The following is a 7,554-nucleotide window of genomic DNA, read 5'->3' as shown; positions in this document are numbered from 1 at the left end:
TGCCATCAACCGCCTGAAGGGCTTCCGCGCCGTCGCCACCCGCTACGACAAACGCGCCTATGTCTACCTCGGCACCGTCACCCTCGCAGCCCTCACCATCTGGCTCCGAACATGATCCAAGAAACAGCGCCTAGGCCGTCCCTTTCGGATCTTGCCTGGCCCGCGCCGCCCGGCACCGCACCTCGCCGCGTTGTCGAGGCACCCGGGTACGCCCAGTACGCGGCAGCCTCTCCGCCTTGCGATGCACGGCACCGGACGACGCGGGCCTGACCGGCAGGATCCGGAAGAGACGACCTAGACCCCCTCTTCCGGATCCTGCCAGGCCCGCGCAGCCGGGCGTTCACCCAGGACTCTCCCTCCCTTCGCACCGGCGCCACCCGCCGTTGTGGCCGGAATTGGACCATGGGGCCGCCCTCACGGGTGACATTCCATGTTTTCAAGGGAGTTCAGATGAATCCGCGCCTCCTGCGCCGGCCCGCCCTGGTGGCCCTGCCGCTGTCCGCCGCGCTCGCGCTCACGGTGGTCGTGGGGACGGCGGAGGCGGAGCCCTCGCGGCACGGCTCCGCCGCCCGGGTCGTCTCCACCGCGACCCTTCCCGACATCCCGCTGGCCCGCTTCAGCAACGGCCTGATCCCCGGCAGCGTCGACGACGACCGGAACGTCGACCTCGGCGGCATCGGCAGCGACCTCTACCCGGCCGAGCGGCACGGCGAGTACTGGACCGTCACCGACCGGGGCCCCAACGGCCAGATAGCGATCGGCAAGGACAAGCGGCGCACCTTCCCCGTCCCCGGCTTCGACCCGGCGATCGTCAAGGTCAGGGCCGAGGGCGGGCGGCTGCGCGTCCTCCAGTCCATCCCGCTCACCACCCGCTCCGGCGCCCCCGTCACCGGTCTGCCCAACCAGCCGGGCCGCGACGAGGCCCCGTACACCTACGACGCCTCGACCCCGCTCCCGTACAACCCCAACGGCCTCGACACCGAGGGCGTCGTCCGGGACCGGGACGGCAGCTTCTGGCTTGTCGACGAGTACGGGCCCTCGCTCGTGCACGTCTCCGCCAAGGGCCGGGTCCTCGCCCGGCACGTCCCCAAGGGCCTCGGTCTGACCGGCACCGACTACCCGGTGATCGAGTCCTTCCCCTCGGTCTTCCTCAAGCGCAAGATCAACCGGGGCTTCGAGGGGCTGGCGCTCCTCCCGGACGGCGACCTCGTCATGGCGCTCCAGAGCCCGCTGCTCAACCCGGACAAGGCCACCGGCGAGGAGTCCCGCAACACGCGCCTGGTCCGCTTCTCGCCCCGCAAGAACCGGGTCACCGCCGAGTACGCCTACCGCTTCGACCCGGTCGGCACCGTCGAGCCCGGCCAGACGAAGACCTCCGAGCTGAAGATCTCCTCCGTCGTCGCGCTCGGCGGCGACCGCCTCCTCGTCCAGGAGCGCACCGACAAGTCCGCCCGCGTCCACGAGGTGCGCCTGCGCCCCTCCTCCGACATCCTCGGCACCCCCTGGGACACCACCGCCGCCCCGGCCCTCGAACAGCTCGACGGCAAGGCGGCCGACAAGGGCCCGTTCCTCCCCAAGCGCCTGGTCGTCGACCTGAACACGGTCCCCGGCGTCCCCGGCAAGATCGAGGGCATCGCCGTCGAGGGCTCCTCGACCCTCGTCCTCATCAACGACAACGACTTCGGCATGACGGACGGCCCCGAGGCCTTCGACGCGAACGGCCGGCTCGTCGACAGCGGCATCGAGACGACCCTTGTCAAGGTCCGTCTGGGGCGTCCCGTCCGCTGACCTCCCAGGGGGCCGGGCGGGTGATGTCCGGGACGGCGGCCGGACCACGGGGGAAGCCCCGGGCGGGTGCCGTCCCGGCCCTGCGGAGGATCGTTCCTTCTTCCGCTTCCGCCCGGACGGCCCCGGGCACCGCCGTCCCCCTCCGCCCGCTCCGGTCCAGGTGACCCTTGCGGGCCCGGCTCGTTGCCCGGTCAATATCGATCACGTGGAGGTGTGCAGTGAGCGGACGACGGAGGGGCACGGCGCGGAAGCTGGTCATGGGCGAGGCCGAGGACGTACGCGGGGCGGCCGAGGCCCTGGGCCGGGGGTGCGCCGTCGCCCACGGCTTCGGCAACTCCTACGCCCTCACCGCGAGGGCCGACCGGGAGACCGTCGAACGGGTCAACCTGATGAAGGGCCGCCCGGCGACCCGCCCCGGCAGCGTCACCACCGTCCGCGCCCGGGTCCGCTCCGTCTTCGACTGGCCCCGGCTGCCCCCCGCCCTCCCCCGCCAACAGGTCCAGGACCTCGTCGAGGAACTCTTCGGCATCGGCCCCTTCGGCTTCCGGGGCCCCGCCGCCGCGCACGTACCGCCCCATCTGACCACCGTCCTCGACGGCGTCCCCACGGTCCGGCTGATCGGCCCCGGCTACCGCTGCCCCTCCAACGCCTTCCTGGCCGAGGCCCTCGAAGACACCGGCGGCGGCTTCCTCTCCGTCGCCTCGGTGGACACCGCCCGCCAGGCCGCCGGGACGGACCGCGCCCCGGCGCACTGGCGCGCCGACGGGGTCGCCGCCGACTTCGGCCACGACCCGGGCGTCCGCATCCTCGCCCACGCCGACGAGGCCGCCGCCCGCCGCAGACACCCGTACCACGCGACGACCCCCGTCACCGTCCTCTCCTTCCACCACACCACCGGCTACGGCCGCTCGGGTCTGCCCGCCCTCACCCTCGAACGGCACGGCTCCCTCTCCGCCGACTACACCCGGGCCGTCGCCGCGAACCACGGCTTCGCCCTCGTCATCGCCCCCCGCGCCGCCCGCCGCCTCACCGCGCGCAGCTACCCGGAGGGCTGAGGACCCGAATTCCCTCGGGGCACGCGGCCGGTGTGCGCGACGATGACCGGTGCACGCGACGATCAGGGGGTACGCGACGATGAGGGGGGCGGCGCCGGTCGCGCCGCCCTGGAGACCCGCTTCGGAGACCCGGGGCCCGCTTCGGGGACCCGGGGCCCCTTTCGGGCTGCCGAGCCCCTTCCCCGGGCTCCCGACCCGGAGGCCGTCGGCCGGGGCGGGCCTCCCCGGAGTGACATGTCCGACGCGCCCGCACCGACGGCCGACGACCCCGCGTTCCTCGGCCGGCTCCGGAGCGTCTCCGAGGAACTCGCCACCGACCTGACGGAGGAACTCGGCGCCCCGAGGGTCCTCGCCTTCCTGTGGACCACGTTCCTCCGCAACGGCGATCTGCCCACCGCGTACTTCCTCCCGCTGCTCGTCCGCTTCCGCGAGGAGAGCGCCGAACGGACCGTCGCCGCGCTCCTCGCCCGGATCCGCGCCGAGACCGGCCGCACCTTCGCCGTACCGGTCTCGTACGAACCCCCGGACGAGCACGAGCCCCTCGGCCGGCTCTCGGCGGGCCACGAAGCCGTCTGGGGGCTCGACCCCGTCGACATCGCCGTCTGCGCGGCCGAGGGCGTGCAGTGCCTGCTCGCCGACCGGGACCGCTTCCTCTGGCCGCTCTGCCCCGACCACCGTGTCGTCCCGCACGCCACGCGCACCCCCGGGGGAGCGGCCTGGGTCTGCTCCGTCACCTCGCACGTGGTGGCGCCGATCCCGGACTGAACGCCGGAGCCTGCCCCCGGCGGCGCCGGGGGTTTTCCCCACCCGCGGGAGCCCGGCTGACTCCATTACCCCCGCGCCGCGCCCTGGTTACCGTCGAAACCGTCGCTGACCAGCAAGGAAAGGAACGTCATGCGCCGGCGCGGGGACCGTGTGGACATCGAGCGGACCGGGGGTGGGACGCCCGCGATCGAGGTGCGCTCCCTCACCCGCGCCCACGGACGGGGAACCGGGGCCGTCCAGGCACTCCGGGGCGTCGACCTGACCCTTGAACGGGGCAGCTTCACGGCGGTGATGGGCCCCTCGGGCTCCGGCAAGAGCACGTTCCTCCAGTGCGCCGCCGGTCTCGACCGGCCCACCTCGGGGCAGGTGCTCCTCGGCGGCGCGGACATCACCCGCCTCGACGAGGACCGGCTGACGCGACTGCGGCGCACCCGCGTCGGCTTCGTCTTCCAGTCCTTCAACCTCCTGCCCTCCCTGACCGTCCTCCAGAACGTGCTGCTGCCCCAACGGCTCGCGGGCGTACGGCAGGACAGGCGGCGGGCGCAGCAACTCCTCGCCGATGTGGGGCTTCCGGACCACGGCGGCAGACGCCCGGCGCAGCTGTCGGGCGGTCAGCAGCAGCGGGTGGCGATCGCCCGCGCGCTGATCACGGAGCCCGAGGTGGTGTTCGCCGACGAGCCGACCGGCGCTCTGGACACCCGGACCGCCCGGGAGGTCCTGGGCCTGCTGCGGCGCGCGGTCGACACCCTGGGCGCCACGGTCGTCATGGTCACCCACGACCCGGTGGCCGCCTCCCACGCCGACCGCGTGCTCTTCCTCGCCGACGGCTCCTGGGCGGGCAGCCTGTGGAACCCGGACCCGCAGACGGTCTCGGACCGGATGGTGACGCTGACGGCGGAGAGCGGGGGGTTCGGCGGGGCCGGTGGGGCTGGTGGGGTTGGTAGGGCCGATGGGGCTGGTGGGCCTGACGGCTCAGGTGGGCCTAGTGGGTCCGGTGGGCCTGACAGCTCTGGTGGGCCCAGTAGGTTCGGTGGGTCTGATGGGCCTGGTGGGCCCAGTGGGCCCAGCGGCTCTGGCAGGCCCAGTGGGGCCGGTGCTCCCGGTGCGGCGGGCGGTTTCGCCGGAGCGGTGGCATGACGAACGGGCTCGCGCGGGCCTCCGTCCGCTTCCGGCCGGCGTCCTTCGTCGGCAGCTTCGTCGCGCTGCTCTTCGCGGCGGCGATCGTCACCGCCTGCGGCACCCTGCTCCAGACCGGCGTCACGGCCCACGTCCGGCCGGTGCGGTACGCGGACACCCCCGTGGTCGTCGCCGCCGACCCCTATGTGCGGATCGAGTTCCTGGAGGAGGGGCAGCGGCAGTCGTTCCAGACCGCGCTGCCGGAGCGCGCCCGCGTGGCCACCGGCCTGGCGGCCGAGATCGCGGCCCGCCCCGGCGTCGCCGCCGCCATCCCGGACCTGGCCTTTCCCGTACAGGCAGCGAATCCCGTACAGGCGGCGCATCCCGTACGGGAAGCGAATCCTGCACGGGCGGCGCATCCCGCACGGGCGGCGCATCCGGTACAGGCGGCGACTCCCGCACAAGCGGCGCATCCCGCGCGGGCGGTGAAGGGCGCGGGTCCGCCGCTCGCCCTCACGGGCCGGAACTTCGCGTCCACCGCGCTCCCCGCCGGGGCGGCCGGGGGCGCGGTCACCGGCGCCACGGACTCCACGGGCACGGGTGCCACCGCCACCGCGAAGGTGTCCGCGCCCAGGGCAGGGGAGGTCGTCCTCGACGAGGGCGCCGCCCGTGCGGCGGGCCTCGCGCCGGGCGACCGCGTCTCCCTGACCGCCCCCGGCGGCAGCGGGAGTTACGTGGTGTCCGGACTGCTCCCGGCCACGCCCGACGGCCCCGGCGCCTGGTTCGCGGACGAGGTGGCGGGGACGCTGTCCGGGCACCCCGCGACCGTCGACGCCATCGCCGTGACCCCCCGCACGGGCATCTCCGCCACCGCCCTCGCCGGGCAGGTGGAGCAGGCCGTACGGGGCCGGGCCAAGGTCGTCACCGGGGACGCGCGCGGCGCCGTGGAGGTACCGGCGCTCGCCGAGGGCCAGACGGTCCTCTCCGGCATCGGCGGCTCCTTCGGCGGCATCGCGGCCCTCACCGCCGTCTTCGTCGTCGCGGGCACGATCACCCTGGCCACCGGGCAGCGCGCCCGCGAGTTCGCCCTGCTGCGGGCGATCGGCGCGACACCCCGCCAGATCCGCCGCACCATCGCCACCGAGGCGGCGATCCTCGCCCCCCTCGCGGCGGCGGCGGGCATCCCGCCGGGCCTGGCGCTCGCCCGCTGGTGGTTCGGCGAACTCGTCGACCGGGGCGCCGTACCCGCCCAGGTCTCCCTGGACATCGGCGCCCTGCCGATGGCCGCCGCCGTGGCGGCCTGCACGCTGACCGCGCTGACGGCCGGATGGGTCGCCGCCCGGCGGCCCGCACGGCTCCGCCCCGGCCAGGCACTCGGGGCAGCGGCGGTGGAACGGGCCAGGCCAGGGGTGGTCCGGATCGTCCTGGGGCTCACCGCCCTCGCGGGCGGCGGCTTCCTCGCGGTGCTCGCGGGCCGGCTCGGCGGCGAGGACGCGGCGAACACCGCCCTCGGTGTGATCATGTGCTTCCTGCTCGGCGTGGCGCTGCTCGGCCCGCTGCCCGCCCGGCTCTGCGCGAGCGTCCTCGGACTGCCGCTGAGGGCGGGCGCCGCCGGGGCGGCCGGTTCCCTCGCCGCCGACAACACCCGCGCCCAGGCCCGCAGGCTGGCCTCGGCCATCACCCCGATCATCATGGTCACGGCCTTCTGCGGAACCCTGCTCTTCCTCCAGAGCACCCTCCGCCACGCCTCCGGCGAGAACGTCGGGAAGGCCGTCGTCGCCGACCGGGTGATCGGCTCCACCGGCATCGGCCTCCCCGCCGACACCGCAGGGCGGGCGGCCCGGACACCCGGGGTCGAGTACGCGGCCGGGGTGCTGCGCACCGGGGCGGTCCACCGCTCGGACGACCAGCTGTCCACGGTGTCGGTCCTGGGCGTCTCCGGCGCCCCCGAGGGCCTGGCCCGGGTGCTCGACCTCGATGTGCGCGACGGCGCGCTGCGGGACCTCGGACGGGCGGACACCGTCGCCGTCGACACCGCGACCGCACGGGCGATGGGCGTACGGACGGGGGACCGGGTCGCCCTGTGGCTGGGCGACGGCACCCGGGTCCGGCCCACCGTGGTCGCCACCTACGCGCGGGGCCTGGGAGTGGGGCAGATGGTGATGGACCGGGCCGCGCTCGCCGCACATGTGACGGCCGACCTCGACAGCGAGGTGCTCGTCGCGACCGCCCCCGGCGCCGACCCGGCGGCGACGGACCGCGCGCTGACCGCGCTGGTCCCGGGCACGATCGTCACCGACGCGGCCGGATACGCGGCCGAGGCCGACCGCGCACAGGAACTCAACGCCTGGGCCAACACGGTCATGGCTGCCGTGCTCGGCGGGTTCGCCGCCGTCGCCGCCGCCAACACCCTGGCGATGACGGTCCTCGACCGGCGCCGCGAGATCGGCCTCCTCCGGCTCTCCGGCACCACCCGGCGCCAGGTGCGGAGCATGATGGGCTGGGAAGCGCTCCTGGTCGCCGTCTCGGGCCTCGCCGTCGGCGCGGCCATCGCCTGGGCGGCCCTCGTCCCCCTCGCCCGGGGCCTCACGGGAGCCGCCCCGCACATCCCCCCGGGCACGGCGCTCGCCCTGGTCGCGGCCACCCTCCTGCTCACCCTCACCGCCACGGGCCTTCCGACCCGCTCCCTCCTGCGTATCCGCCCGATCGAGGCGGGGGCGGGGCGGTAGACGGTACGGAGGGGGCGGGGCGGCACCGAAGCGGGCGGCGACGGGGCCGGGGGCCGGGGGAGTACAGGCTCCGGGCCGGTACGGGGACCCGGGGCCGTACG

Annotated in this window: 4 protein-coding genes and 2 pseudogenes; all 6 read left to right on the top strand. The window is 75.2% G+C overall.

Annotated features, from left to right (window positions below; all coding sequences use genetic code 11):
* Positions 1–115 (top strand): annotated as a pseudogene (locus tag BU197_RS18275) (IS5/IS1182 family transposase); the annotation flags it as partial.
* Between the two features lie 335 nt (positions 116–450).
* A complete protein-coding gene (locus BU197_RS18270; RefSeq protein ID WP_188269353.1) occupies positions 451–1,788 on the top strand; it encodes an esterase-like activity of phytase family protein in 1,338 nt (445 codons plus the stop codon).
* A 218-nt stretch (positions 1,789–2,006) separates the two neighbouring features.
* Positions 2,007–2,843 carry a hypothetical protein gene (locus tag BU197_RS18265; protein WP_188269352.1) on the top strand — a complete coding sequence of 279 codons (837 nt, stop codon included), beginning with the start codon at positions 2,007–2,009 and terminating at the stop codon, positions 2,841–2,843.
* Positions 2,844–3,077: 234 nt separating this feature from the next.
* Complete coding sequence (locus tag BU197_RS18260) at positions 3,078–3,608, top strand: hypothetical protein (RefSeq protein WP_188269351.1); 531 nt, start codon at positions 3,078–3,080, stop codon at positions 3,606–3,608.
* 129 nt (positions 3,609–3,737) lie between these two features.
* A pseudogene (locus BU197_RS18255) lies at positions 3,738–4,526 on the top strand (ABC transporter ATP-binding protein); the annotation flags it as partial.
* Between the two features lie 215 nt (positions 4,527–4,741).
* The gene (locus BU197_RS18250; protein ID WP_188269349.1) at positions 4,742–7,453 is read left to right on the top strand and encodes an ABC transporter permease; all 2,712 of its coding nucleotides are present in this window, start codon (positions 4,742–4,744) and stop codon (positions 7,451–7,453) included.
* The last annotated feature ends 101 nt before the right edge of the window (positions 7,454–7,554 follow it).

This window comes from Streptomyces sp. CBMA291 (assembly GCF_014596525.1).
Taxonomy (GTDB): Bacteria; Actinomycetota; Actinomycetes; order Streptomycetales; family Streptomycetaceae; genus Streptomyces.
This window is presented reverse-complemented; position numbering and strand designations above follow the sequence as displayed.